The sequence below is a fragment of the Cupriavidus sp. WKF15 genome (assembly GCF_029278605.1).
GTDB lineage: Bacteria > Pseudomonadota > Gammaproteobacteria > Burkholderiales > Burkholderiaceae > Cupriavidus.
Window position 1 is genome coordinate 802,318 of the sequence record NZ_CP119572.1, and the last position, 24,808, is coordinate 827,125.

18 protein-coding genes are annotated in these 24,808 nt (G+C 67.5%); 9 read left to right on the forward strand and 9 right to left on the reverse strand.

What is annotated here, in order from left to right; translation table 11 throughout:
* Positions 1-22 precede the first annotated feature (22 nt).
* The 4 genes from CupriaWKF_RS03855 (at position 23) to CupriaWKF_RS03870 (ending at position 9,223) form a co-directional block, all read left to right on the forward strand.
* Positions 23-394: a response regulator gene (locus CupriaWKF_RS03855; RefSeq protein ID WP_011298771.1), complete on the forward strand. Its 372-nt coding sequence runs from the start codon at positions 23-25 to the stop codon at positions 392-394.
* Positions 395-430: 36 nt separating this feature from the next.
* The gene (locus CupriaWKF_RS03860) at positions 431-979 is read left to right on the forward strand and encodes a chemotaxis protein CheW (protein ID WP_276099716.1); all 549 of its coding nucleotides are present in this window, start codon (positions 431-433) and stop codon (positions 977-979) included.
* 114 nt (positions 980-1,093) lie between these two features.
* The gene (locus CupriaWKF_RS03865; protein WP_276099717.1) at positions 1,094-3,277 is read left to right on the forward strand and encodes a methyl-accepting chemotaxis protein; all 2,184 of its coding nucleotides are present in this window, start codon (positions 1,094-1,096) and stop codon (positions 3,275-3,277) included.
* A 69-nt stretch (positions 3,278-3,346) separates the two neighbouring features.
* Complete coding sequence (locus tag CupriaWKF_RS03870; protein ID WP_276099718.1) at positions 3,347-9,223, forward strand: Hpt domain-containing protein; 5,877 nt, start codon at positions 3,347-3,349, stop codon at positions 9,221-9,223.
* Between the two features lie 130 nt (positions 9,224-9,353).
* Here CupriaWKF_RS03870 and CupriaWKF_RS03875 read toward each other — a convergent pair whose 3' ends face one another.
* The 5 genes from CupriaWKF_RS03875 to CupriaWKF_RS03895 form a co-directional block, all read right to left on the reverse strand.
* Positions 9,354-9,854, reverse strand: a complete 501-nt coding sequence (locus tag CupriaWKF_RS03875) for a hypothetical protein (RefSeq protein ID WP_276099719.1) — start codon at positions 9,852-9,854, stop codon at positions 9,354-9,356.
* Between the two features lie 402 nt (positions 9,855-10,256).
* Complete coding sequence (locus CupriaWKF_RS03880; RefSeq protein ID WP_276099720.1) at positions 10,257-11,567, reverse strand: MFS transporter; 1,311 nt, start codon at positions 11,565-11,567, stop codon at positions 10,257-10,259.
* Positions 11,568-11,656: 89 nt separating this feature from the next.
* On the reverse strand, positions 11,657-12,415 hold the full coding sequence (locus tag CupriaWKF_RS03885) for an SDR family oxidoreductase (protein ID WP_276099721.1): 759 nt from the start codon (positions 12,413-12,415) through the stop codon (positions 11,657-11,659).
* Positions 12,416-12,461: 46 nt separating this feature from the next.
* Positions 12,462-12,704 (reverse strand): hypothetical protein, encoded by a 243-nt coding sequence (locus CupriaWKF_RS03890; RefSeq protein ID WP_276099722.1) that lies wholly within the window; start codon positions 12,702-12,704, stop codon positions 12,462-12,464.
* Positions 12,697-14,133 (reverse strand): aldehyde dehydrogenase family protein, encoded by a 1,437-nt coding sequence (locus CupriaWKF_RS03895; protein WP_276099723.1) that lies wholly within the window; start codon positions 14,131-14,133, stop codon positions 12,697-12,699. The genes CupriaWKF_RS03890 and CupriaWKF_RS03895 overlap by 8 nt, the downstream gene beginning before the upstream one ends.
* A gap of 192 nt (positions 14,134-14,325) precedes the next feature.
* On the opposite strand from CupriaWKF_RS03895, the gene ppa reads away from it, so the two are divergent.
* Both ppa and CupriaWKF_RS03905 read left to right on the forward strand, forming a co-directional pair.
* The gene (gene ppa, locus CupriaWKF_RS03900; protein ID WP_276099724.1) at positions 14,326-14,853 is read left to right on the forward strand and encodes an inorganic diphosphatase; all 528 of its coding nucleotides are present in this window, start codon (positions 14,326-14,328) and stop codon (positions 14,851-14,853) included.
* Between the two features lie 198 nt (positions 14,854-15,051).
* Positions 15,052-15,597: a cytochrome b gene (locus tag CupriaWKF_RS03905; protein WP_276100657.1), complete on the forward strand. Its 546-nt coding sequence runs from the start codon at positions 15,052-15,054 to the stop codon at positions 15,595-15,597.
* A 4-nt stretch (positions 15,598-15,601) separates the two neighbouring features.
* Here CupriaWKF_RS03905 and CupriaWKF_RS03910 read toward each other — a convergent pair whose 3' ends face one another.
* Positions 15,602-16,867 (reverse strand): GNAT family N-acetyltransferase, encoded by a 1,266-nt coding sequence (locus CupriaWKF_RS03910; RefSeq protein ID WP_276099725.1) that lies wholly within the window; start codon positions 16,865-16,867, stop codon positions 15,602-15,604.
* A 202-nt stretch (positions 16,868-17,069) separates the two neighbouring features.
* On the opposite strand from CupriaWKF_RS03910, the gene CupriaWKF_RS03915 reads away from it, so the two are divergent.
* Together CupriaWKF_RS03915 and glnK are read left to right on the forward strand one after the other, a co-directional pair.
* Positions 17,070-19,118: an NAD(+) synthase gene (locus CupriaWKF_RS03915; RefSeq protein ID WP_276099726.1), complete on the forward strand. Its 2,049-nt coding sequence runs from the start codon at positions 17,070-17,072 to the stop codon at positions 19,116-19,118.
* 391 nt (positions 19,119-19,509) lie between these two features.
* A complete protein-coding gene (gene glnK, locus CupriaWKF_RS03920) occupies positions 19,510-19,848 on the forward strand; it encodes a P-II family nitrogen regulator (RefSeq protein ID WP_039011353.1) in 339 nt (112 codons plus the stop codon).
* A gap of 28 nt (positions 19,849-19,876) precedes the next feature.
* On the opposite strand, the gene CupriaWKF_RS03925 is transcribed toward glnK, so the two are convergent.
* The 3 genes from CupriaWKF_RS03925 to trxB all read right to left on the reverse strand — a co-directional run bounded on the left by CupriaWKF_RS03925 (position 19,877) and on the right by trxB (position 22,248).
* On the reverse strand, positions 19,877-20,518 hold the full coding sequence (locus tag CupriaWKF_RS03925) for a trimeric intracellular cation channel family protein (RefSeq protein WP_276099727.1): 642 nt from the start codon (positions 20,516-20,518) through the stop codon (positions 19,877-19,879).
* Positions 20,518-21,192, reverse strand: a complete 675-nt coding sequence (locus CupriaWKF_RS03930) for a Smr/MutS family protein (RefSeq protein ID WP_276099728.1) — start codon at positions 21,190-21,192, stop codon at positions 20,518-20,520. Before CupriaWKF_RS03930 ends, CupriaWKF_RS03925 begins: the two co-directional genes overlap by 1 nt.
* A gap of 90 nt (positions 21,193-21,282) precedes the next feature.
* Positions 21,283-22,248, reverse strand: a complete 966-nt coding sequence (trxB, locus tag CupriaWKF_RS03935; protein ID WP_276099729.1) for a thioredoxin-disulfide reductase — start codon at positions 22,246-22,248, stop codon at positions 21,283-21,285.
* Between the two features lie 166 nt (positions 22,249-22,414).
* Here trxB and CupriaWKF_RS03940 point away from each other — a divergent pair, with 166 nt between their 5' ends.
* The gene (locus CupriaWKF_RS03940) at positions 22,415-24,739 is read left to right on the forward strand and encodes a DNA translocase FtsK (RefSeq protein ID WP_276099730.1); all 2,325 of its coding nucleotides are present in this window, start codon (positions 22,415-22,417) and stop codon (positions 24,737-24,739) included.
* The last annotated feature ends 69 nt before the right edge of the window (positions 24,740-24,808 follow it).

Here is a 24,808-nt window from a genome sequence, read left to right on the forward strand (position 1 = left end):
CCCGGATTCAAGGAACTGACTCATGACAACCATCAACAAGATCCTCATCGTCGATGACTCGCCCACCGAAGCCCTGTTCATGTCCGACCTGCTCGGCAAGCAGGGCTTCAAGGTTTCGGTCGCGGGCAACAGCGACCAGGCCTTCGCGCGCCTCGAGGCCGAGGCCTTCGACCTGATCCTGATGGACGTGGTGATGCCTGGCCAGAACGGCTACCAGGCCACGCGTGCCATCAAGCGCGACGACCGCTTCAAGGACATCCCCGTCATCATGTGCACCAGCAAGGGACTGGACACCGACCGCATCTGGGGCATGCGCCAGGGGGCGTCCGACTATATCGTCAAGCCGGTCGACAGCAAGGAATTGCTCACCAAGATTGCGGCGCTGTCCCACTGACGGCACCCGTTCTCGCCAGTAAGCTGGGGACGCCACATGAACGCGCCACGCCAAGACCTCCGCACCCGCCAGACCCGATTGCAGGACTATCAGGCCATGCTGGCCAGGCGCCTTCGCGAAGCGCGCAGCGTGCCCGCAACGGACAGCTACCTGGCGCTTCAGGTTGGCCAGCGCGGCTGGCTGCTGCCGCTCGCGCAGACCGGCGAGGTGCTTGACATGCGCCATCCGAGCCGCGTGCCGCTGACGCAGCCATGGTATGCCGGCCTGGTCAATGCGCGCGGCAGCCTGCTTGGCGTAGTGGATTTCGGCCTGTTCTGCGGCGACGGCCCGACCCCGCTGCAGCCGGGCAGCAAGATCGTGGTGCTGTCGCGCCAGGTCGAGCGGGCCTGCGGCATCCTGGCCACGCGCGTGGTCGGCCTGCGCCACGCGGCGGATCTGCGCGCGCCCGCGCTGGATGTGGCGGTCGGCGCCGCCTGGGAAGGCCGGCGTCTCGATGATGGCGACGGCCGCGCCTGGCAGGTGCTGGATGTGCATGCGCTGCTCGATGCGCCGGCCTTTCTCCAGGCGGGGCGCGTGGCGGACTAGCCGGTGCGGATGTTCCGGCGCGGTGAATCGCGGCGCCCGCAGGCGACAGAACAAATAACGCGGTGGCCCGGGTCGAGGCCGCCCCAGACAACGATTCAACGGACAGAGGGTGCTATGGGGTTCAAGAAAATCAGCCTGGGACGCCGGACGCCGGCAGCCAGCGCGGCTGCTGGCCTGGTGGAGGACCGCGCCGGCGCGGGCATGCGTGGCAACGGGTTGGGCCGCACCCCTGTCGATGCCGTAGCGGCATGGCTGGAACGCATGCCGTTCTCTTCGCAGCAGCGCGCGCTCACCATCGGCGTGGTGGTGTCGCTGGTTGCGCTGCTTGGCTCGGTGTACATGGACAACCGCATCGCCAACAACGCCGCCGCGCAGATCGAGGTCTCCGGCGACATGCTGATGCACTCGCAGCGCCTGGGCAAGGCCGCGCCGGTGGCGCTGCTGGGCAACGTGCAGGCGTTCACGCAGCTGCGCCAGTCCAAGGAGGCCCTGGCGGAAGACTTGCAGGCGCTGCTGGCAGGCAGCGACGCCAAGCAGGTGCGCGCGACCACGGGCGCGGCGCAGCCGCTGCTGGAAACCGCGATCAGCTCGTGGAAGCGCAGCGAGAAGAGCGCCGCCGACGTGCTCGCGCAGCAGCCGGTGCTGACCACGATCGGCCAGACGCTGCAGGTCTTCAACGCCTCGAACCCTGAACTGCTTGAAGCCGCGGAACAGGTCGCCGCGCTCAAGCTGCAGTCCGGTTCCAACTCGCGCGAGGTGGCCGCTTCGGCCCAGCTCGTGATGCTGACGCAGCGCCTGGGCAAGAACCTGAACGAGTTCCTGTCAGGCGAAGGCGTGAACCCCGAGACCGCGTTCCTGCTCGGCAAGGACACCAACACGTTCCGCGAGACGCTCGACGGCCTGCTCAATGGCAGTGAGGCGCTGCGGCTCAATGCCGCCAGCGATGCCGAGACGCGCTCCTACCTGCAGCAGCTTTCGCAACGCTTCGACGCGGTGCAGAAGACCACCCAGACGATCCTGCAGAACCTGCCCGGCCTGATTGCCGCCAAGCGCGCGCAGCAGCAGATCTTCAACGACAACGAAGCCCTGCGCGGCGAATTGTCCGCGCTGCAGAAGGCTTACGCCGAGGCAGCGCGTTACCGCCCTGTGACGCTCGGGGCGACGGTGGTCTCGGCGCTGATGACGCTGCTGTGCCTGGCGGGCCTGGCCGCGCTGTACCTGCGCGACTCACGCCTGCGTGCGCTCGAAGCCGAGGCGCGCGAGCGTGAAGCCGAAACACGCCGGCTGGAGGAAAAGCGCAACAACGACACCACGCAGAAGGCGATTCTGCAGCTGATGAACGAGCTGCAGGACATCGCCGACGGCGACCTCACGCGCCAGGCGACCGTGACCGAGGACATCACCGGCGCCATTGCCGACTCGGTGAACTACACGGTGGAAGAACTGCGCGAACTGGTGGGCCGCGTGCAGCAGACGGCAGGGGAGGTGACACTGGCCTCGGGCCAGGTGCAGGCGACCTCGAACCAGCTCGCGGCCACGACCGAAGAGCAGTCGCGCCAGATCCGCCAGACCGGCGAGTCGGTTGTGGACATGGCCGACCGCATCACGCAGGTTTCGCGCGGCGCGGCCGAATCGGCCAACGTGGCGCGCGCCTCGCTGACCGCCGCGGAGCAGGGGCAGCAGGCCGTGCAGAACGCCATCGCGGGCATGAACGACATCCGCGAGCAGATCCAGGAGACATCCAAGCGTATCAAGCGCCTGGGCGAATCGTCGCAGGAGATCGGTGAAATCGTCGAGCTGATCTCGGACATTACCGAGCAGACCAACGTACTGGCACTGAATGCCGCCATCCAGGCGGCGTCCGCCGGCGAAGCCGGTCGCGGCTTCACGGTGGTGGCCGAAGAAGTGCAGCGCCTGGCCGAACGCTCCGGCGAGGCCACCAAGCAGATCGGCGCGCTGATCCGCACCATCCAGACCGATACCCAGGATGCCGTGCACGCCATGGAGCGCAGCACGCAGGGCGTGGTGGAAGGTGCGCGACTATCTGACAATGCAGGTACCGCGCTGCAGGAGATCGGCCGCGTGTCGCGCCAGCTTGCCGAGCTGATCGAGCAGATTTCCCGTTCCACCTCGCACGAGGCCGACCTGGCCGGCGGCGTCGCCCGTCACATCGAACGCATTCTGCAGGCCACCGAGCAGACCACCGCCGGTACCCGCCAGACCGCGAGCTCGGTGCGCGAGCTGACGCAGCTGACCGAAGAACTGCGCAATTCCGTATCGCGATTCAAGATTGCCTGACCAGGATGACGCCCGCCGTGGCGTCCGGACTGCCCTGACCCGCGCGCAAAGGCCGCAATGGAAGCCGTGATGTCTTTGAATTCTCCCTTTTCGCGTGATCCCGCCGAGCCGCAGCAACAGGTGCTGTTGCCGGAGGACCCGACCCAGTCTGCGGCGCTGCCGGATGTGGCGGAACCAGCCGTCCCCGCCTCGCGCGACCTGTCGGTGCTGGCATGGGTGGCACCGAGCCTGCGCGCCGCGCTGGATGACGCCGCGACCGAGCTGTCCCACTACGTCGAAGAAGTCCAGCAGGCGCCCGAGGCGCTCGGCGCGCGCGATACCACATCGCTGCGCCTGGCCGGGCAACAATTGCACCAGGCCGCCGGCGCGGTGCATATCGTGGGCCTGCGCGGGGTCGATCCGTACTGCCAGGCCTTGCGGCGCCTGATCGAAAGTCTTGACGGCGGCGGCGTGGCCGCCGATGCCGGCACGCTTGCGTTGTTCCGTGCCGGGGTGCTGGCGCTTGCCGAGTACGTCGACGACCTGATGGCGGGCGATGAACAGGACCCGCTGCGGCTGTTCCGCCCATATGCGGAGATCCTGGCGCTGCTCGGCGACGAGCGCGTGCATCCGGCCGACCTGTGGCTTGACGAGCTGCAGATGCTGCCCGGCATCCTGCTGCCCACGCGCAACGCATCGGTCGTCACGCGCGCGCGGCAGCGCTACGAAGCGGCACTGCTCAAGGCGCTGCGCCTGCCGGTGCAGTGCAACGAGTCCCAGCGGCTGCGCGAGGCGTACCTGCCGCTGCAGGAGGCGCTGGACGAGGTACGGGCCAGCGAGCAGGAGGCACGCCGCGCCACCGACCACCCGGACCGCGGAATCTGGCATGTGCTGTCGCTGGCGTTCCGTGCCCTGGCCCACGGTTTGCTGCCGTCAGACCTGCTGGCGAAGCGCTTTGCCGGCCGGGCCCACCTGCTGCTGCGTCAATACCAGCAGGGGCAGGTGCGCGTGCCGCAGGCCCTGCTCAACGACGCCATCTTCCTGCTGGTCTGCACCTTGGCGGAGCAGGCGGAGTCTCCTCTGCACGATGCCGACGAGAGTGCGGTGATGACGTTGCGCGCCGACATCGCGCGTACCGTGCAGGCATTCCGCCTCGACCGCGCGCACGCCACGCCCGGTGCCGACTACCGCCTGCGCTACTACGGCTGGCTCGATCCTATCGATACCCGTAACCTGCAGCAGGCTGCCGCAGGGTTGGAGCGTGCCGCCGAAGGCGATCCCGCCGCCTGGGAAATCGCACTGGCGGCGTTGGCCGAGGCCGCGCAGCCGCTTGCGCAGCCGGCCTTGCAGCTATGCCTGTCGCAGGCCGCGCTCAGGCCCGCGGGCGAACCTGGGCGCGGCGAGGCGCTGGGCGCCACCGGCATTGCCGTGTTCCTGTCGCGCGCGCTGGCCTTGCCCTGGCGCGTGCACGGCATGAGCCCGAACCCCGCGGCAGCGGTCTTTGCCGCACGCTGCGAGGAGCTGGCGCAATGCCTGGCCGACCCGGCCGCCGCGGCGCCGGCATGGCTCGCGCGCATGGCCGACGAAGCCCGCGCCCAGGCGGCGCGCGTGCAGGCAATCGCGCAGTTGCGCGCCCAGCTTGACGGCGGTGAATCGTGGCTTGACACCTATGACCGCAATGCCGCCCGGCCCGATGCCGGGAACAGCCTGGCGGAGGCCGTGCAGGCCTTCGAGGCCTTGCGAAGCACGCTGGACGCGCTGCAGTACACCGACATCCTGCCGGCAGCGCTGGGCGATGAGGCGCAGCGGGCCGGCGAAGCCGTGCAGGAGGCCGTGCGCCAAGCCGGCATGCTGGGCACCGTCGCCGATGAAGCCTTGCGTGGCGAATCCCTGGCTGCCATTGCCGAGACGCTGGGCACCATGCATGCGTTCATCGATGCGCTGGAGCTGGGCCGCACCCCTCATGAAACGCAGGACGAGGATCCTGACGAGGGGCGGGCGCCGCGTCAGGCAGGCGCTGTCAGCAGCGATCCGCTGTCGGTGGCACGTGCCGCTGCCAGCGAAGCGCTCCGCACCGGTGCTACGGCCGACACGCCGACGATTCAGCGACTGCGTGCAGCGCTGCAGGCGCTGGCTGACCAGGCTGCCATCGACGACAATGCCGCGCTGCGACGCCAGGCCACGGAGGCGACCACGCAACTCAACGCGTGGCTTGCTGGCAGTGACACCGGCGACCGGCTGGTGGCGGCACTGGCCGAGCCGATGCCGGTTGCCTCGCCGGCGACCGCACAGGCGCAGGCGCCGGACGACGGCGCAGCCCTGGACGCCGAGCTGTTCGGGATCTTCCTGCACGAGGCCGACGAAGTTCTCGGCGGCATCGCGGCCGATCTGGGTTCGGGTCTGAAAGCGCTTGGCGATGCCGATACGCTAAGCCGCATCCGGCGCGCGTTCCATACGCTCAAGGGCTCCAGCCGCATGGTCGGCCTGCACCGCTACGGCGAGGCCGCCTGGGCCGTGGAGCAGGTGATGAACCTGTGGATCGCGGAGGCGCGCGAGCCGGTGCCGGCTCTGCTCAACCTGCTGCGGCGCGCGCATGCGGAGCTGTCCGCGTGGGTGGCGCTGCTGCATCGCGATGCCGGTGCGGCGCATGACATCGCGCCGCTGGTGGCCGCGGCCGAGGCGGTCCGCGATCCGCAGCCGGAAGCGCCCGCAGGTTCCGCCGCAGCGGAGCCCCACCCGGCTGTCATCGAGGATGCGCTGCTACCTGACATCCTGGCTGTGGATGCTTCGGCAGCGAGTCCGGAGGCCGGGACGGATGCGCCTGCGGATACCGCCGACGGGGGCGAGGGCAACGTGATTCCCTTCCGCCTGTCGGGGGCGTTGTCCGCCGAGGACGACAACTTCAAGGTGATCGGCCCGATCCGCATTGGCCTGCCGCTCTACAACGTCTACCTGCAGGAAGCCGACGACCTCCTGCGCCAGTTCGCCACCGACATTTCCGAGTGGCGCCATGAGAACCACCCATGCCCGAGCGAGCTGGCGCTGCGCGTTGCGCATACGCTGCAGGGCAGCGCGTCGACGGTCGGGCTGGAGCCGGTGCGCGAGATTGCCGAGGCGCTCGAGCAATTGCTGCTGCAGCTCGGCTCGCACCCCGTCGCCATGCATCCCGGCGACTTCCGCCTGCTGGAGCAGGCGGTCGAACGGCTGCGTGGCATGCTCCATCAATTCGCCGCGGGCGTCTGGCCCGAGGCGGATGCCAGCCTGCACCGCAGCCTGACAGAGTTCGGCGAGCGTGCCATGCTGCGCCCGCGTGTCCTGGTGCCGGCACCCGAGGTGCCCGCCGGCCCGGATGATTCCGTGGCCAGCCTGTTCGGCCAGCTGCAACCGTCCGTACCCGAGCCGCGCGTGGAAGCGGAACCGCCCGCCGCGCCGGAGTCCTCGCGGCCGGCAGTGCCGGCGCCGGCAGCTGTGACGCATGACGCGGTGGTGATCCCGTTGCCGGCGCCGGCGCGTCCGCTGCCGCCGGCAGTCGTGCAGGCCGATGCCGCCGGGCTGGACGCGACCCTCGTCGAGATCTTCCTGGAAGAGGCGCATGGCAGCCTGCCCGAACTCGGCCGGCTCGTGCGCACATGGGAAGCGGCACCCGAAGACACACGGCAAGGTGGCCTGGTGCTGCGCGCGCTGCATACGCTCAAGGGCAGTGCGCGCATGGCAGGCGCCATGGCGCTGGGCCAGGCTGCGCACGAGATGGAAACGCTGCTCGACGCCAGCCTGCGTGCGCAGCGTGTCGGCCCGCAGTTGTTTGCCCGCCTGTACGCGTGGTACGACCGGATCCTGATGCACGTGGAGGCGCTGCAGGCTGGCCGCCTGCTCGTGCCGGACGATCCTGATGTCATCAACGGGCTGGCCGCGCCGGAACCGCCCGCGCCGCCGGTGATGGCCAGCGCCGAAGTCGCTAAGCCGGAGAGCGCTGGCCCTGCGTTGCCGATGCCTGACACCAAGGCCCCCAGTGGCGCCCTGGCGCAGGTGTCGGATGCAGCCGAGCGCCAGCGCGCGCTGGTGCGCGTGCAGGCCCGTGCGCTCGATACGCTGATCAACGAGGCTGGCGAAGTCGGCGCCACGCGTGCGCGGCTGGAAAGCGAACTCGATGCCATGCGCGCCTACCTGGGCGAGCTGAACGACAACGTGGCGCGTCTGCGCGGCCAGTTGCGCGAGATCGAGATCCAGGCCGAATCGCAGATGGCTTCGCGCATCGCCGACGCCCAGCACCGGCAGGAATTCGATCCGCTGGAATTCGACCGTTTCACGCGCTTCCAGGAACTGACGAGGATGATGGCCGAGTCGGTCAACGACGTGGCCACCGTGGAGCAGAACCTGCACCGCGGCTTTGACCGTACCGCGGGCGACCTGGCCGCGCAGGCGCGGCTCACGCGCGGCCTGCAGCGCGGGCTGATGCAGGCGCGCATGGTGCAGTTCGACGCGCTGGCCGAGCGCCTCTACCGCGTCGCGCGCCAGGCCGCCGCGGAGACCGGCAAGGAGGTCCGGCTGCTGATCCAGGGCGGTACGGTGGAAGTCGACCGGTCCGTGCTGGACCGGATGGCCGGCCCGATCGAGCACCTGATCCGCAATGCCGTCGTGCATGGCATCGAGACCGCCGAGACTCGCCGCGCCGCGGGGAAGTCGGCGGCCGGTTCGCTGACGCTGGAAGTGCAGCAGGAAGGCAACGAAGTCGTGTTGCATTTCGTCGATGACGGAGCGGGCCTTGATCTTGCGCGGATCCGCGCGCGCGCCGTGGAGCGCGACCTGTTGGCGCATGACGATGAAGCCAGCGACGCGCGGCTAACCGAGATGATCTTTACGCCCGGTTTCTCGACCGCCGACGCCGTTTCGGAACTCGCCGGCCGCGGCGTCGGCATGGACGTGGTCCGCGCCGAGACCGTGGCGCTGGGCGGCCGCATCACGCTGTCGACGACAGCTGGTCGCGGCACGACGTTCACGGTGCACCTGCCGCTGACCACGGCGATCACGCAGGTGCTGGTGGTGGTGCTGGGCGGCCGCATGTATGCCATGCCGAGCGGCATGATCGACCAGGTTCAGCAGTTGCGTACGCAGGCCCTGCTCGATGCCTACAATCAGGGGCATCTCACCGTCGCCGGCGGCGAGGTGCCGTTCCATTACTTCGGCGCCTTGCTCGAGGAAAGCGCGGCCAGTCCGTCCGGGCGCAAGTATTCGCCGGTCGTCATCGTGCGCAGCGGTACCGAGCGCGTCGCCGTGCACGTGGACGAAGTGGTGGGCAACCGCGAAGTGGTGGTCAAGCACATCGGTCCGCACCTGGCGCGCCTGGAAGGCATTGCCGGTGCCACGACGATGGGCGACGGCGAGATCGTGCTGATCTACAACCCGGTGGTGCTGGCCCAGCGTTTCGAGCGCGTGCGCGGTGAAGTGGCGCCCGCCGCCGTGCAGCCGTCGGCAACGCAGCCGCTTGGCGCGGTCGCGGAGCTGGCTGGCGATGGCGCCGCGACGCCGGTTCCGGGCCTGGTTGTGCAGCCGACGGTGATGGTGGTGGACGATTCGCTGACCGTACGCAAGGCCGCCCACCGCCTGCTGACGCGCGCTGGCTACGAGGTACTGCTCGCCCGCGACGGCGTCGATGCGCTCAAGCAGCTCCAGGATGTGATGCCGGACGCCATGCTGGTCGACATCGAGATGCCGCACATGGACGGCTTCGACCTGACCCGGAACGTACGTTCCGACAGCCGCACGACCCACATGCCACTGGTGATGATCACGTCGCGCACGGCGGAGAAGCATCGCCGTTACGCGCAGCAGATCGGCGTGGACGTGTACCTCGGCAAGCCCTACAACGAGGACGAACTGCTCGGCACGTTGCAGCGGCTGATTGGCGCACGGGCCGCCCGGGCGGCGGGTTCCGTTGCGCAGATGCTCGGGGATCAACCGGCGCCCTGACGCGGTTTGCGAAGGACCGGGAAAGCAGAGTGGGCCGCCATGGGGCGGCCCACTTTCTTTCCGAACATCGTTGAGCGAACTGGCGTGGTGACGCGCGATTACGCGCGATCACGCGCGGCCACGCGGTCAGTTACCAGCGCATCTGCGCATTGTGCGTACCCGTGCTGACCACCTGCGTCTTGGTCCGGCCCTCATACGTGGCCCGCACGTTGTAGCTGCCTGCCGGTGCGCGCAGCAGGCACTTCGGGCCGTCCGCCACGAAGTTCGCGACTTCGCGACCATTGCGCGTCAGCGTCACGTTGACGTCGGACAGGTATTCGCCGCGCGGGCCCTGGGTGAAGAGCAGCCCCATGTTGTAGTCGCCGGACTGCGCGGACAGTGCGCGCTGTTCATCCGTAGCAACGCCGCCGCAGATGTAGGTCACCGACCCGGACTTGCGCTGCACCATCGCATCGCGCGGTGGCGGTGGCGGAGGTACGGCCAGCGGCGGGGAGGGCGCCGCCAGCGGGGGCGACGGTGCTGCCGGAGCCGTGTTAATCGGCGCCGGTGTCGGCGCAGGCGCCGCAGCCGGTGGTGCCGCCGTGGTGGGCGGCAGCGGCGGTGTGCCAGGCGCCGGCGGAGTGGGTGTCATGGGCGCGGCCGCGGCATCCGCCGGGGCCGTGTAAGTCTGGGCTTGTCCCGCAGCAGGCACGAACGCAAGCATTGCCACTGCGCATGCGCCCGTGAAAAGGGCCAGTCGCAGTGCCCTTGCGCGCCGTCCTCGCGTGTCTTGCAGGTGGATGGGGCGCGAGCTTTGCAAAGATAGTTGCCGCATCTTGGCCTCCTTGACGAAAGAGGGAAGGACAGTGCCGCCAGCGCCCCTTACGGGCCAGGCGGATGTCGCTTCCATGCTAAGGGAGCAATGCCTGGGCGCACTGCCGGTCAGGCTCCTACATGCTTGTCGGAGGAGGGCGCCTTGCGGGAGGCGGGTGGCGCGCGGGCCACCCGGGATGTGCACGCCGCGGCAGTCCGGGGCGTGCGAAGGACGGAAGGATTACGTCTTGCGGCTGACCAGCCTGGCCGGGACCGACAACGTCAGTGCAGCACCCACCACCAGGCAGGCGGCGAGCAGGTACATGCCGGAATCGGTGCTGTGGGTCAGGTCCTTGAGCCAGCCGACCGCATACGGGCTGAGGAAGCCAGCGAGGTTGCCGAGCGAGTTGATCAGCGCGATGCCGGCAGCCGCGCCGGTGCCGGCCAGGAAGGCCGTGGGCAGGCTCCAGAACAGCGGCAGCGTGGTCAGGATGCCGATGGTGGCCAGCGTGAGCGCCACCATGGCCAGCGCGGTGCTGTCATGCCATTGCACCGAGAGCACCAGGCCCAGTGCGCCGAGCGCGGCCGGGATCGCAATGTGCCAGCGGCGCTCGCCCGAACGGTCCGCGCTGAACGCGACCAGCACCATGCCGATCACGGCGCAGCCATACGGAATCGCAGTCAGCAGGCCGATGTCGAGCGCGCCCTTGACGCCGGTCTGCTTGATGATGGTCGGCAGCCAGAAGCTCACGCCATACAGGCCCATCACGAAGCAGAAGTAGATCGCGCTCATCAACCATACGCGCGGGCTTGAAAACACGGTGCGGATGGGCGGGTCTTCCTTGTGCGCGTCCTCGCTGGCGATATTGCGCTCGAGCAGCGCCTTCTCTTCGGCGGTGAGCCACCTGGCGTGCGCGATGCGGTCGTCGAGGTAGGCCAGCACCATCAGGCCGACCAGGATCGACGGGATGCCTTCAAGCAGGAACATCCACTGCCAGCCGGACCAGCCGTTGTGGCCGTCGAAGGCCTGCATCGCCCAGCCCGACAGCGGGCCGCCGATGACGCCCGACAGCGCGATGGCGGTCATGAAGAACGTGGTGGTGCGTCCGCGCCGGTTGGCCGGGTACCAGTAGGTCAGGTACAGGATGATGCCGGGGAAGAAGCCGGCCTCCGCGATGCCGAGCAGGAAGCGCAGCACGTAGAACATGGTCGGCGTGGTGACGAACATCATCGCCGCGGAAATGGCGCCCCACGTGATCATGATGCGGGCGATCCAGATGCGTGCGCCGACCTTGTGCAGGATCACGTTGCTCGGCACTTCGAACAGGAAGTAGCCGATGAAGAAGATGCCCGCGCCGAGGCCGTAGATGGTCTCGCTGAATTTCAGGTCGCTGAGCATCTGCAGCTTGGCAAAGCCCACGTTGACGCGGTCCAGGTAGGCCACTACGTAGCACAGCAGCAGGAAAGGCACCAGGCGCCAGCTCACCTTGCGGTAAGTGGCGTCTTCAAACTCGGCGTCGCCGACGCCGGGGTTCACTGCAGTCGTTGTCATGCTGTCTCCTCGGGATGTTTGCGCTTCTCTGACGCTTCTATGACGCTTCGGTGTTGCAGCTACGGCTATTGCGGGAACGGAGGGCGCGACTATACGCAGCGGCCGCCGTCCACTTCGATGCAGGTGCCCGTGATGAACGCGGCTTCGTCGCTGGCCAGGTACAGGCAGGCATTGGCGACATCGGGCGGGGTCGACATGCGTCCCATCGGGATGGTGGCGAGGAACTTCGCGCGGTTCTCGGGCGTGTCGGGCATGCCCATGAACTCTTCGAGCAGGCCGGTGGCCCCGATCACGGGATTCACGCAGTTGACGCGGATATTGTCCTGACCGAGCTCCGCCGCCATGGCCTTGCTCGCGGTGATGACGGCGCCCTTGCTGCCGTTGTACCAGACCAGGCCCGGGCGCGGCCGGATGCCGGCGGTCGACGCGATATTGACGAACACGCCGCCGCCACGCGTACGGAAATGCGGGATGAAGGCGCGCGCCGACCAGAAGATGCTCTTGACGTTGACCGCATAGACGCGGTCGAACTCGTCCTCGGTGATCTCCAGGATCGGCTTGTTGCGGTGGGTGGTGCCGGCGTTGTTGACGACGATATGCACGTCGCCGAAGGCGGCCAGCGCGGCATCGCGCATGGCCTGCGTGTCGGCTTCGCGCGAGACGTCGGCGCGTACCGCGCGCGCCTGGCCGCCGGCTGCGCGGATCGCCGCGGCCACGCGCTCGGCGGCGTCTTCGCGCAGGTCGGCCACCATGACACGGGCGCCTTCGCGCGCGAACGTATGCGCGATGCCTTCGCCAAAGCCGGACCCGCCGCCGGTTACCACCGCTACCTTGTCTGCCAGTCTCATCGCTTGTCTCCTTGGGTTTGTTATGTCGTGCGAGGCGTCCGGCCGCTCAGTGCGCGAATGGCCCGCGCCCGCGCAAGGCGTTGGCCACCATCATCACGGCCAGCAGGAACGGCAGCGCCACATAGAGGCACCAGTGCACGCGGTCGCCCACGGTGTCGCCCCACTTGCGCTTGAAGACCTGCAGGCGCGGCATGCCGGACGGATTGGTCGCGCGTTTATTCTTCACATGCCAGGCCATCCAGAAAAAGAAGATGGCAAAGGCAATCGACAGAAAATTGATGTTACCCATGTTGAATGGCAATGGTTTTCAGGGTGGTAAAGGCGTAGAGGGCCTCGAAGCCCTTCTCGCGGCCGTAGCCGGACTGCCCGGTGCCGCCGAAGGGCAGCTCCACGCCGCCGCCGGCACCGTAGTTGTTGATAAAGACCTGGCCGGCGCGCAGCTTGCGCGCGAGGCGAAGCTGCCGGCCGCCGTCACGCGTCCACAATCCCGCCACCAGTCCGTAAGGCGTACCGTTGGCCAGCGCCACGGCTTCGGCTTCGGTGTCGAACGGCATCGCGGCCAGAAGCGGGCCGAAAACCTCCTCCTGCGCGAGCCGGTGCGCGGGCGGGACGTCGCGGAACAGCATCGGCACCTGGTAATAGCCGGACTCCGGCGCATCCGCGACGATCTGGCCCTGCGCCATGACCGCGATGCCGGCGTGCTGTGCGTCGGAGACGAAGTCCCACACGCGCTGCTGCTGCTTGCGGCTGATCAGCGGGCCGCATTCCAGGTCCAGTTCGGAGGGGCCGACACGCAGCGACTCGAACACCGAGGCGAGCCGGTCCAGCAGCGCATTGTAAAGCTGGCGTTCCACCAGCACGCGGCTGCCCGCCGAGCAGGTCTGGCCGGCGTTCTGCACGATGCCGTTGACGATCACGGGCACGAGCGCGTCCACATCGGCATCGGCAAAGACGACCTGCGGAGACTTGCCGCCCAGTTCCAGCGTGACCGGCACGTGGTTCTCGGCGGCGAGCTGGGCCACCTGCTTGCCGGTCTGCGGCGAGCCGGTGAACGAGATGTGGTTGATGCCCGGGTGGCGGGCCAGCGCGGCGCCGGCCTCATGGCCATAGCCGGTGACGATATTGAGCGCACCTTCGGGCAGGCCGGCTTCGGCGGCGATCTCAGCCACGCGCAGCAGCGACAGGCAGGCGTCCTCGGCCGGCTTGACCACGCAGGCGTTGCCGGTTGCCAGCGCCGCGCCGACGCTGCGGCCGAAGATCTGCAGCGGGTAGTTCCACGGGATGATGTGGCCGGTGACGCCGTGCGGCTCGCGCAGCGTGAGCACCGTGTAGCCGGGGTTGTACGGAATGGTCTGGCCGTGCAGCTTGTCGACGGCACCGGCATAGAACTCGAAATAGCGGGCCACGGCGCGGGCATCGGCGCGGGCCTGGCGCGCCGGCTTGCCGGTGTCGCGCGCCTCGAGCGCCGCCAGCTCTTCTTCGTGGGCGATCAGCGCCAGTGCCACGCGGTTGAGCAGCCGCACGCGCTCGGCCGGCGCCATGGCGCCCCAGGCGCCGTCGGCGGCTTGCCGCGCGGCGTGCACGGCGACGTTGATATCGGTGGCGTTGCCGCGCGCGATCTCGGCAAACGGTTCGCCATTGGACGGGTCGAACACTTTGATGCGCAGGCCGTTGTCGGGCGCGATCAGGCGGTTGGCAACGAAATGCTGGGCGTGCATGAGGGTCTCCGGGAGGTTCCGCGGGTTCTTGTTTCGGAGGCGTGGCTCGGAATTCAGCGTTGGCTGAAGAATGCGCCATTATCGCGCAGCCCGGGCGGCGTGCAAGGCACGGTCTTTGTCAGCCTCGGGTCAGGGGCGAGCCGTTATAATGCCCGCCATCCATAAACACACCGCAGGCATCTGGAGAATCGCATGAGTTTCAATCTCGTCTCCCCGGGCAAGGACATTCCCAACGATTTCAACGTCATCATCGAGATTTCCGCCCAGAGCGATCCGGTGAAGTACGAGGCTGACAAGGAAACCGGCCTGCTGTTCGTGGACCGCTTTATCGGCACCGGCATGCGCTATCCGGCCAATTACGGCTTCATTCCGCAGACGCTGTCGGGCGACGGCGACCCGGTGGATGTGCTGGTGCTCAGCCCGTTCCCGATCCTGGCCGGCGCGGTCGTGCGCTGCCGTGCACTCGGCATGCTGAAGATGACGGACGAGTCGGGCGTGGATGCGAAGCTGGTCGCCGTGCCGGTGGACAAGCTTTCGCCGGCCACCGCCTTCATGAAGGGCCTGTCGGACGTGCCGCAGAACCTGCTCGACCAGATCAAGCACTTCTTTGAGAACTACAAGGCACTGGAAGCCGGCAAGTGGGTCAAGGTGGAAGGCTGGGCCGGCATCGAGGAAGCCCACAAGGAAATCACCGACGGCGTCGCGAACTACAAGAAGTAATTGCGGTCGCCTGGCAATTTATGTGCCGTTCTCGTGCAAAGCTGAACGGCTGCTGAACGAACCCCGCCACGGCGGGGTTTTTTGTTGCGTAAAACATGACCATCGGCAAGCCACCCGCGAGCGCGCCGGGTTACGCTATCGGTGTCCCCTAACACTACAGGAGTTCCTGTGAACCGCCTTCAGAGCGTGTCAGGTGCCATGCCGTTTCCCGGCACTGCGCGCCGTTACGATGGCCTGGCCATCTTCTTCCACTGGACAGTGTTCCTGCTGGTCGCCGTGGCCTATGCGGCCATCGAACTGAAGGGCTTTGCCGGCAAGGGCACGCCGGCCCGCTCGCTGGCCATGGCCGCGCATGAGTGGGCCGGAGCGTTGGTCCTGGTGCTGGCCGTGCCGCGCCTGCTGCGGCGCCTGGTGCGCGGCGCGCCGCCGGCCGAGCCGGGCCCGCGCTGGATGCAGCACGCGGGCGAGGCGATGCACTGGGTGCTGTACCTGTTCATCCTGGCCCAGCCGATCCTGGGCCTGCTCGCGCTCAATGCCGGCGGCCATGTGATGGCGCTGCCCACGCTCGGACTCGAGATTCCGGCGCTGGTCGGGCCGGACGAGGCGCTGAAGAACCAGGTCAAGGAGATCCATGAAACGCTGGGCACGGCGTTCTACCTCGTGATCGGCCTGCACGCGATCGCGGCGCTGTTCCATCACTACATGCTGGGGGACAACACCTTGCGCCGCATGTGGCGGCGCTGAGCTGTCAGTCCCGCTGGGCGAACGGCGTACGCTCGTTCAGTTCGTCCAGGTAGGCATCGATGCCTTCGCGTTCGCGTGCGAGGAAGCGCTCCACCGCGTCCGCGAAGGCCGGGTGCGCCAGCCAGTGCGCCGAGCGCGTCGGCACGGGCAGGAAGCCGCGGGCCATCTTGTGCTCGCCCTGCGCGCCGCCTTCGAAGGTGCCGATGCCGTGGCGGATGCAGAATTCCAGCGGCTGGTAGTAGGCAGTCTCGAAGTGCAGGCACGGGTGGTACTCGAGCGCGCCCCAGTAGCGTCCGTACAGCGTGCTGATCCCCGGCGTGTCGTCGTAGACGAGCAGCGAACTGGCGATCGGCGCTCCCGCGCGTTCGGCAATCACCAGCAGCAGGTGCTGGGGCATGGCCGCACCGATGCGCCGGAAGAAGTCCAGGTTCAGGTAGGGCGTGGAGTGGTGCTCGCGGTAGGTCTGGCGGTAGCAACGGTTGAAGAAGCGCCAGGCGTCGTCGTCGATCTGCGCGCCGCGCAGGTGGCGGAACGTGATGCCGGCTTCGGCCACGCGGCGCCGCTCGGCGCGGATGTTCTTGCGTTTCTTCTGCGATAGCGTGGCAAGGAAATCGTCGAAGCCGGCGTAGCCCGCATTGGTCCAGTGGAACTGCACGCCATGCCGCATCATCATGCCGGCCTGTTCCATCAGGTCAGCCTCGGCATCGTTGGGGAACAGGATGTGCAGCGACGACATGCCGCTTTCCGCGGCCAGTGCCAGGGCAAGCTGCAGCAGCAGGCGGCGCGCGTCGGTGCTTTCGGCCAGCAGCCTTGCGCCGCGCACGGGCGAGAACGGGATCGCCGAGAGCCACTTGGGGTAGTACTCCAGGCCGTGGCGGGCATAGGCATCGGCCCAGGCCCAGTCGAACACGTACTCGCCATAGGAATGGGCTTTCGCGTACAGCGGCATGGCGCCGGCGAGCCGTTCCGGCCGTCCGTTGGCGGCGGGTGCCCACAGGGTGAGGTAGCGCGGGCTCCAGCCGGTGTCGGGGCAAGCGCTGCCGCTGGCGTGCAGCGCATGCAGGAAGGCGTGGCGCAGGAACGGGGTGGCGTCGGGGTCGCTGGCGACCAGGGCATCCCAGGTATCGGCCGCGATTTCCGCAAGGTCCGAGACGATCTCCGTCCGGTAGTCCTGCACGCCACCGGCTTCGAGCGGTTCCGCCGCTTGCCGTGGGTCGGGCCTGTCGAACGGATTGCCCGGATTGCCCGGATTGCAAGATTCCGACTGCATGGCGCCTGGTTCCGTATCTCCAACGATCGGGCCGAGTCTACCGGAAACCACCGATGGCCGCTCCCGCCCCAGCGACAGCGTGCGCCGCGTCGTAAAATGGCGCATGGCCGTCACGAGTGCGGCCGCCAGAACCCCCTATGCCGCCGGCTGCAAGCCTGCCGCGCTGCAGACCGGCAACCAAGGCCGGCAACCAAGGCCCGATATGAAGAATCCGTTTTTCAACCTGTATTCCCACGGCTTTGCGCGCGTGGCGGTGGGCGTGCCGGTCTGCCGCGTGGCCGACCCGGCCTTCAACGCCGCCGAGACCATCGCCCTGGCCACGCAGGCGGCCAGGCAGGGCGCCGTGCTGGTGGCGTTTCCGGAGCTCGGCATCTCGGCCTATACCTGCGATGACCTGTTCCACCAGCGGGCCCTGCTGGATGCCTGCGAAGCGGCGCTGGGCACGATCGTCGAGGCCTCGCGCAAGCTGTCGGCGGCGCTGATCGTGGGCATGCCGCTGCGCGTGGAGCACCAGCTTTTCAACTGCGCGGTGGTGGTGGCGCGGGGTCGCGTGCTTGGGGTGGTGCCCAAGTCCTACCTGCCGAACTACTGGGAGTTCTACGAGGCGCGCCAGTTCAGCGAAGCCGATAACGCGGCCACCGACTCCGTCCGCCTGCTCGGCCAGGACGTGCCGTTCGGCGCCGGGCTGCTGTTCGAGGTCGAGGACATTCCGTACTTCCGCTTCCATGCGGAGATCTGCGAAGACGTGTGGGTGCCGATCCCGCCGTCGTCGTTTGCCGCGCTGGCCGGTGCCACGGTGCTGGTCAACCTGTCGGCGTCGAATATCGTGATCGGCAAGGCGGGCTACCGGCACCAGCTCGTGTCGCAGCAATCGGCGCGTTGCCTGGCCGCTTATCTCTATACCTCCGCCGGCAAGGGCGAGTCGTCCACCGATCTCGCCTGGGATGGCCAGGCGCTGATCTGCGAGAACGGCGAACTGCTGGCCGAATCGGAGCGCTTTGCCGACACCTCGCACCTGCTGTTCGCCGACGTGGACGTCGAGCGCCTGTCGCGCGAGCGCATGCACCAGGTGACCTTCGGCCACTCCGTGCGCCGGCACAAGGCCGAGGTGGACAAATTCCGCGTGGTCCGCTTCCCGCTCGACGTGCCGCTGGACAAGGCGCTGCCGCTCGAGCGCAAGGTCGCGCGTTTCCCGTACGTGCCGGCCGATCCGCGCCAGCGCGACGAGCGCTGCCACGAGGTCTACAACATCCAGGTGCAGGCGCTGGTGCAGCGGCTGTCGGCGAGCAAGATCTCGAAGGTGGTCATCGGCGTGTCGGGCGGGCTCGATTCCACCCATGCGCTGCTGGTGTGCGCCAAGGCGATGGACCGCCTGGGTCTGCCGCGCTCGAACATCCTGGCCTACACCATGCCGGGCTTTGCCACCAGCGACCGCACGCTGCGCCAGGCGCGCCAGCTTATGGAGCTGGTGGGCTGCGCGGCGCGCGAGATCGATATCCGCCCGAGCTGCCTGGCAATGCTGAAGGACCTGGACCATCCGTATGCACGCGGCGAGAAGGTCTATGACGTGACCTTCGAGAACGTGCAGGCTGGCGAGCGCACCAACCACCTGTTCCGGCTGGCCAACCACAACGGCGCGATCGTGATCGGCACCGGCGACCTCAGCGAACTGGCGCTCGGCTGGTGTACGTACGGCGTGGGCGACCATATGTCGCACTACAACGTGAACGCCAGCGTGCCCAAGACGCTGATCTCGCACCTGGTGCGCTGGGTGGCGGAAACCGGGCAGGTCGGTGAAGGCGGCTCGGACGTGCTGATCAACGTGCTGGACACGGACATCAGCCCCGAACTGGTGCCCGGCGATTCGAACCACGGACCCGAGCAGAAGACCGAGAGCACCATCGGCCCGTACGAGTTGCAGGACTTCAACCTCTACTACACGCTGCGCTTCGGCTTTACCCCGTCGAAGATCGCCTTCCTGGCGCTGCATGCCTGGGGCGACCGCGAGCACGGCACCTGGCCCAACGGGCCACACGTGGCGCGCAACCAGTACGGCCTGCCGGAGATCAAGCACAACCTGGCGATCTTCCTGGACCGGTTCTTCCGCACGAGCCAGTTCAAGCGCTCCTGCATCCCGAACGCGCCCAAGGTGGGCTCGGGCGGCTCGCTATCGCCGCGCGGCGACTGGCGCGCGCCGAGCGACTCGGAATCGGTGGTGTGGCTGAAGGATCTGGAGAAGGTGCCTGACTGAGGAGGGCGGCGGGGTCAGCAGTTGTCGCCGCCTTCGCTCAACCGCGTCTTCCTGCTTTCCACAGGCAGTCCACAGGCAGTCCACAGGTGACCCACAGGTGACCCACAGGAGATCCACAGGAGATCCACAGGAGATCCACAGGAGATCCACAGGAGATCCACAGCTTATGCCAAGAGTTGATCACAGGGTTGATCACAGGATATCCACAGGCATGTGATGTGCGAGGCAACTTTGTCATGCGCGCGCCAGCGCACCCTGCGCATGCATTGAACGGCGCGCGTCATCGATAGACCGCGTCAATGGCTGGTAAAATGCCAGTCGAACCACGCTCTCCGCGCGCCCGTAGCGCGCCGGCGGTGCGCTACCCAACGACTAAAACAAGGGGCCAGTCATGAAGCAGATTACCGCCATCATCAAACCGTTCAAACTCGACGAAGTGCGCGAATCGCTCGCGGATGTCGGCGTGACGGGGCTGACGGTGACCGAAGTGAAGGGATTTGGCCGTCAGAAGGGGCACACCGAGCTGTATCGCGGTGCCGAGTATGTGGTCGATTTCCTGCCGAAGATCAAGATCGAGGTCGTCGTCGCCGAGAACCAGCTCGATACCGTGCTGGACGCCATCGTCAAGGCCGCGCACACCGGCAAGATCGGCGACGGCAAGATCTTCGTGACGGAGATCGAGCGCGTGATCCGCATCCGTACCGGCGAGCAGGACGAAGCCGCGGTCTGATGCGTGCGCCGGGCGGCGCCGCCAGGCGTCAGCTCGGCAGTTTCCAGCCGTAGCGCACGGACACCAGCCGCATCGCGATGATGCTCAGTGCGCCGGCAAGCAGGGCGGCTTCCTGATCCACCTGCAGCCAGGTGAGCGCCATATAGACCCAGCAACCCACGAACGAACATGTCGCATAGGGGGAGCGGTCGCGCAGGATCATCGGGACTTCGTTGCACAGCACGTCCCGCACCACCCCGCCGAACACGGCCGAGATGATGCCCATCATGACCGCCACGGTCGGTGTCATCTGCGCCACCAGCGCCAGCGAGGCGCCCGTTACCGAGAACAGCCCCAGGCCGATCGCATCCGCCACGATCATGGCGCGCTCCGACGCCACGCGGCTGACCACGCGCAGGACAAGCGACGCACCGATCGACATCGCGAAGATCAGCAGCACATAGCCTTCGTGCTCGACCCAGTAAAAGGGGCGGCGGTCCAGCAGCACGTCGCGCACGGTGCCGCCGCCGAACGCGGTGGCGAACGCGACCACGAAGGTGCCGACCACGTCCAGGCGCTGCTTGCGCGCGTCGACCACGCCCGATACGGCAAAGGAAAGCATGCCGATCACCTCCATGACATGGAGGATCAGGGGCAGGCGCCCCATCAGCAATTCCAGTGGCAGGTGCATCAGGCGCGGGGCTGGCGCAACAGGACCATCACCGCGCCGGCGCCCCCCAGCGCCTCGCGGGCCTGGACGAAGGCGATCACTTCCTCTTTCTGCACCAGCCAGCTGCGGACTTTGCCTTTGAGTACCGGGACCTTGTCGGGCGAGCCGATGCCCTTGCCGTGGATCACGCGCACGCAGCGCACGCCGTTGCGCACCGAGCGGCGCAGGAACTCCGACAGCGCTTCGCGTGCTTCATCGGTGCGCAGGCCATGCAGGTCGACCTTGTCCTGCGGCACCCATTCGCCACGGCGCAGCTTGCGGATCACGTCCATGCCGATGCCGGGCCGGCGGAAGGACAGGGTCTCGTCCGTTTCGAGCAGCATGTCGACGTCGTACTCGTCCGACAGCGACGCCTGCAGCACGGCCTTGTCATTGCGCTGCGTCTGCACCGGAATCGGGGCGGGGCGGGGATTCGGGAGCGTGGCGTGGTTGCGCTCACGCAACTGGCTGACCTGGCCCACGCTGCTGCGAAAGACGTCGGCTTCTTCGCGCGCGCGTTGCGCGGCCTGCTCGGCGGCGAGCCGTTCGGCTTCGCGGCGCTCAGTGTCGGCCTTGAGGGTGTCGCGCAGTCCGGCCAGGTCATTCAGGCCGAAGCGCTTGGTCGAACGGTCGGGTTTGCTGGCACCGTGCGTCATGGAAAATTCTCCGGGGGCTCGGCGCAATTATATCGACCGGCGAATCTGGACAAGCGACGGGCCCGGCCGGTCGGCCGGGCCGCAAGGGGCTTACTTCAGGGCTTCGACGAAGCGCTGGGCGTCCAGCGCGGCCATGCAGCCCGTGCCGGCGCTGGTGATGGCCTGGCGGTAGACGTGGTCCTGCACGTCGCCGGCGGCGAACACGCCCGGAATGCTGGTGGCGGTGGCATCGCCGGCAAGGCCGGACTTGGTCACAAGGTAGCCGTTCTGCATGGCCAGCTGGCCGACGAACAGGTCGGTATTGGGCTTGTGGCCGATCGCGATGAACACGCCGGCCAGCTTGATGTCTTCAGCCTGGCCCGACTTGGTGCCGCGGATGCGGATGCCGGTCACGCCCGAATCATCGCCCAGGACTTCGTCCAGCACGCTGTCGTAGCGGATTTCGACGCGGCCTTCCTTCACACGCTGCAGCAGGCGGTCGACCAGGATCGGCTCCGCGCGGAAGCTGTCGCGGCGGTGGATCACGGTGACCTTGCTGGCGATATGGGACAGGTAGAGCGCCTCTTCCACGGCGGTATTGCCGCCGCCGACCACGGCCACTTCCTGGTTCTTGTAGAAGAAGCCGTCGCAGGTGGCGCAGGCGGACACGCCGCGGCCCATGAACGATTCCTCGGACGGCAGGCCCAGGTATTGCGCCGAGGCACCGGTGGCGATGATCAGCGCATCGCAGGTGTACTCGCCGGCGTCTCCGATCAGGCGGAACGGACGGGCCGGGTTGCCGTTTTCGTCGACGAGCTTGGCGGTGTGGATGTGATCGAAGATGATTTCGGTCTTGAATTCTTCCGCATGGGCCAGCAGGCGCTGCATCAGCTCCGGACCCTGCACGCCCTTGGCATCGCCGGGCCAGTTCTCGACATCCGTGGTGGTCATCAGCTGGCCGCCTTGCGCCAGGCCGGTGATCAGCACCGGCTCCAGGTTGGCGCGAGCCGCGTAGACAGCGGCGGTGTAGCCGGCGGGACCGGATCCGAGAATCAGCACTTTTGCGTGTTTTGCCATGATGCGTTCCTGTGGCGGTGCGCCTTGCTGCGCACCGGCATTGCTCGAAACCGACATTATAAGAGGAGCGGCATTTGCCCACTGTTGCAAATTCCAATGGCGGCGATAGGGCCCGGCCACGCTAAAATGGCCGCCACCATCACCTGCAAGTGAACCAGACCAAGGCATGGCCAGAGCAACCACCACCACCCGGACGGACCCGTCGGCGCTGCCTTCGCGCATCGGCAAACTGCTTGGCGAAGTACGCTGGTTCCTGTTGCTGGCCGTCACGCTGGGCTTCCTGTGCGTGCTGGCCAGCTACAGCAAGACCGACCCCGGCTGGTCGCACGCCAACCAGGTGGCAGACATCCACAACCTCGGCGGCCGCGTGGGCGCCTGGGTCTCGGACGTGCTGTTCTTCATCTTCGGCTTCTCGGCCTACTGGTGGGCGGTGCTGCTGGTGCGCCGCTGCTGGCGCGGCTGGCGCACGCTGACCGCGGAACTGCCCGAGCGCGAGGAGCATCGCCAGGGCGTGACGGTGAGCTGGATCGGCTTCGCGCTGACGCTGTTTTCCAGCATGGGCCTGGAGGCCATCCGCATGTATCCGCTGCGGGCCGCGCTGCCGCGCGCGCCGGGCGGCGTGCTGGGCGACCTGCTCGGCGGCTGGATGCAGACTGCGCTGGGCTTCACCGGCGCCACGCTGCTGTTGCTGCTGATGTTGGCGATCGGCCTGTCGCTGTTTTTCCATTTCTCGTGGCTGTCGGTGGCCGAGCATATCGGCGGCTTTGTCGAGAACCTGTTCCTTGGCTTCAAGGCCCGGCGCGAGAGCAAGCAGGACCGCATCATCGGCGAAGCCGCCAAGGTCGAGCGCACCGAAACCGTGGAAGTGCAGCGCGTGCGCATCGAGGAGGCGACGCCGGTGCAGATCGTGCGCCCGCAGGCGGTGCCCAAGCACGAGCGCGTCGAACGCGAGAAGCAGCAGCCGCTGTTTGCGGATATCCAGGATTCGGACCTGCCGCCGCTGTCGCTGCTCGACCCGATCCCGCCGCACCAGGAAACCGTCAGCGCCGAAACTTTGGAATTCACCTCGCGCCTGATCGAGAAGAAGCTCAAGGACTTCGGCGTCGAGGTCAAGGTGGTGGCGGCCTACCCGGGCCCCGTGATCACGCGCTACGAGATCGAGCCCGCCACCGGCGTGAAGGGCAGCCAGGTGGTCAACCTGGCGCGCGACCTCGCGCGTTCGCTGTCGCTGGTGTCGATCCGCGTGGTCGAGACCATCCCGGGCAAGAACTACATGGGGCTGGAGCTGCCGAACCCGAAGCGCCAGACCGTGCGGCTGTCGGAAATCCTGGGTTCACAGGTCTACAACGAAAGCTCTTCCAGCCTGACCATGGCGCTCGGCAAGGACATCGCCGGCAAGCCGATGGTGGCCGACCTGGCCAAGATGCCGCACTGCATGGTGGCCGGCACCACGGGCTCGGGCAAGTCGGTCGGGATCAACGCCATGATCCTGTCGCTGCTCTACAAGGCCAAGCCGGACAGCGTGCGCCTGATCCTGATCGACCCGAAGATGCTTGAAATGAGCGTCTACGAAGGCATTCCGCACCTGCTGTGCCCGGTCGTGACCGATATGCGCCAGGCCGGCAACGCGCTGAACTGGGCGGTCGGCGAGATGGAGCGGCGCTACAAGCTGATGAGCAAGCTCGGCGTGCGCAACCTGGCCGGCTACAACAAGAAGATCGACGAAGCCGCGGCGAAGGAAGAAAAGATCCCGAACCCGTTCAGCCTGACGCCGGACGCGCCCGAGCCGCTCGAGAAGCTGCCGACCATCGTGATCGTCATCGACGAGCTGGCCGACCTGATGATGGTGGTGGGCAAGAAGGTCGAGGAGCTGATCGCGCGGATCGCGCAGAAGGCGCGCGCCGCCGGGCTGCACCTGGTGCTGGCCACGCAGCGTCCGTCGGTCGACGTGATCACGGGCCTGATCAAGGCCAACGTGCCGACGCGTATCGCCTTCCAGGTCAGCAGCAAGATCGACTCGCGTACCATCCTTGACCAGCAGGGCGCGGAAGCGCTGCTCGGCATGGGTGACATGCTCTACCTGGCCCCGGGCACCGGCCTGCCGGTGCGCGTTCACGGGGCCTTTGTCTCCGATGACGAAGTGCACCGTGTGGTCGAAAAGCTCAAGGAAGGCGGCGAGGCCAACTATATCGAGGGCATCCTCGAAGGCGGCCTGACGGAAGGCGACAGCGGTACCGATGGCTTTGGCGGCGGTGCCGGCATCGGTGGTGGCGGTGGCGAAGCCGATCCGCTCTATGACCAGGCCGTGGAAGTCGTGCTGAAGAACCGGCGCGCATCGATCTCACTGGTGCAGCGCCACCTGCGCATCGGCTACAACCGCGCCGCGCGTCTGCTCGAGGATATGGAAAAGGCCGGGCTGGTATCGGCCATGTCCGGCAATGGCAACCGGGACATCCTGGCGCAACCCGGCGTGGCCCGGGAAGATGACTGAGCGCCGCATCGGTAACATGTGGTTACCCGGCAGGTGGCGCCGGAAGGAATCCGGGGCCGCTCACACGCT

Excerpts from the sequence above, each read along its gene's own strand:
- CupriaWKF_RS03855 (WP_011298771.1), top strand. The coding sequence starts at position 23 with ATGACAACCATCAACAAGATCCTCATCGTCGATGACTCGCCCACCGAA.
- CupriaWKF_RS03860 (WP_276099716.1), top strand. The coding sequence starts at position 431 with ATGAACGCGCCACGCCAAGACCTCCGCACCCGCCAGACCCGATTGCAG.
- CupriaWKF_RS03865 (WP_276099717.1), top strand. The coding sequence starts at position 1,094 with ATGGGGTTCAAGAAAATCAGCCTGGGACGCCGGACGCCGGCAGCCAGC.
- CupriaWKF_RS03870 (WP_276099718.1), top strand. The coding sequence starts at position 3,347 with ATGTCTTTGAATTCTCCCTTTTCGCGTGATCCCGCCGAGCCGCAGCAA.
- CupriaWKF_RS03875 (WP_276099719.1), bottom strand. The coding sequence starts at position 9,854 with ATGACACCCACTCCGCCGGCGCCTGGCACACCGCCGCTGCCGCCCACC.
- CupriaWKF_RS03880 (WP_276099720.1), bottom strand. The coding sequence starts at position 11,567 with ATGACAACGACTGCAGTGAACCCCGGCGTCGGCGACGCCGAGTTTGAA.
- CupriaWKF_RS03885 (WP_276099721.1), bottom strand. The coding sequence starts at position 12,415 with ATGAGACTGGCAGACAAGGTAGCGGTGGTAACCGGCGGCGGGTCCGGC.
- CupriaWKF_RS03890 (WP_276099722.1), bottom strand. The coding sequence starts at position 12,704 with ATGGGTAACATCAATTTTCTGTCGATTGCCTTTGCCATCTTCTTTTTC.
- CupriaWKF_RS03895 (WP_276099723.1), bottom strand. The coding sequence starts at position 14,133 with ATGCACGCCCAGCATTTCGTTGCCAACCGCCTGATCGCGCCCGACAAC.
- ppa (WP_276099724.1), top strand. The coding sequence starts at position 14,326 with ATGAGTTTCAATCTCGTCTCCCCGGGCAAGGACATTCCCAACGATTTC.
- CupriaWKF_RS03905 (WP_276100657.1), top strand. The coding sequence starts at position 15,052 with ATGCCGTTTCCCGGCACTGCGCGCCGTTACGATGGCCTGGCCATCTTC.
- CupriaWKF_RS03910 (WP_276099725.1), bottom strand. The coding sequence starts at position 16,867 with ATGCAGTCGGAATCTTGCAATCCGGGCAATCCGGGCAATCCGTTCGAC.
- CupriaWKF_RS03915 (WP_276099726.1), top strand. The coding sequence starts at position 17,070 with ATGAAGAATCCGTTTTTCAACCTGTATTCCCACGGCTTTGCGCGCGTG.
- glnK (WP_039011353.1), top strand. The coding sequence starts at position 19,510 with ATGAAGCAGATTACCGCCATCATCAAACCGTTCAAACTCGACGAAGTG.
- CupriaWKF_RS03925 (WP_276099727.1), bottom strand. The coding sequence starts at position 20,518 with ATGCACCTGCCACTGGAATTGCTGATGGGGCGCCTGCCCCTGATCCTC.
- CupriaWKF_RS03930 (WP_276099728.1), bottom strand. The coding sequence starts at position 21,192 with ATGACGCACGGTGCCAGCAAACCCGACCGTTCGACCAAGCGCTTCGGC.
- trxB (WP_276099729.1), bottom strand. The coding sequence starts at position 22,248 with ATGGCAAAACACGCAAAAGTGCTGATTCTCGGATCCGGTCCCGCCGGC.
- CupriaWKF_RS03940 (WP_276099730.1), top strand. The coding sequence starts at position 22,415 with ATGGCCAGAGCAACCACCACCACCCGGACGGACCCGTCGGCGCTGCCT.